Annotated in this window: 1 pseudogene; it reads left to right on the forward strand. The window is 52.8% G+C overall.

Going from position 1 to position 809, the window contains the following annotated elements:
- Positions 1-660 (forward strand): annotated as a pseudogene (locus COY37_RS04760) (excinuclease ABC subunit UvrA); the annotation flags it as partial.
- Positions 661-809: the final 149 nt, after the last annotated feature.

Genomic DNA, 809 nt, shown 5'->3' on the forward strand with positions numbered 1-809 from the left:
GGGCGCTTTAGCTTTAACGTTCGCGGCGGGCGCTGCGAGGCCTGCAGCGGCGACGGCACGATCAAGATAGAGATGCACTTTCTACCCGATATCTATATCCCGTGCGAGGTCTGCAAGGGCGCTAGGTATAATAACGAGACGCTTGAAGTTAAATACAAGGGCAAGAGTATCGCCGATGTCCTCGGGATGTCGGTCGAGGAAGCGCTTGCGTTTTTCGAAAATGTGCCCAAGATAAAGCGCAAGCTACAGACCCTGTTCGACGTTGGCCTTGGCTACATAAAGCTCGGCCAGCCCGCACCGACGCTTTCGGGCGGCGAAGCCCAGCGCGTAAAGCTTGCCGCCGAGCTTTGCAAGGTTGCAACCGGCAGGACATTCTATATACTGGACGAGCCCACCACCGGGCTTCATTTCGCCGATATCGAAAAGCTTTTAGAGGTTCTCAAGCGTCTGGTGGCACAGGGTAACACCGTACTCGTAATCGAGCACAACCTCGACGTAATTAAAACCGCGGATTGGATTATCGACCTCGGACCGGAAGGCGGGGAAGGCGGCGGCCGCATCATAGCCACCGGTTCGCCGGAGCACGTAGCCGAAGCAAAGCGCTCCTATACAGGTCAATTCCTCAAGAAAATGCTTGATAGAGGCAAAGTCCCCGTGTAAGGGGGCTAGCACTCTACCGCTTTAATGTGTTAAACTGATGATGAGCTAATATTCTGTCAAGCATGAATTTAAAGCTGGAGCCAGTTTGGGGAAGTCAGGAGCCAGGAGCCAGAATAAAACCCTATTTAATCTTTTTCTTTTATTCTGAC

It is taken from the genome of Candidatus Aquicultor secundus, assembly GCF_002791875.1.
In the GTDB taxonomy this organism is placed as follows: Bacteria; Actinomycetota; Aquicultoria; order Aquicultorales; family Aquicultoraceae; genus Aquicultor_A; species Aquicultor_A secundus.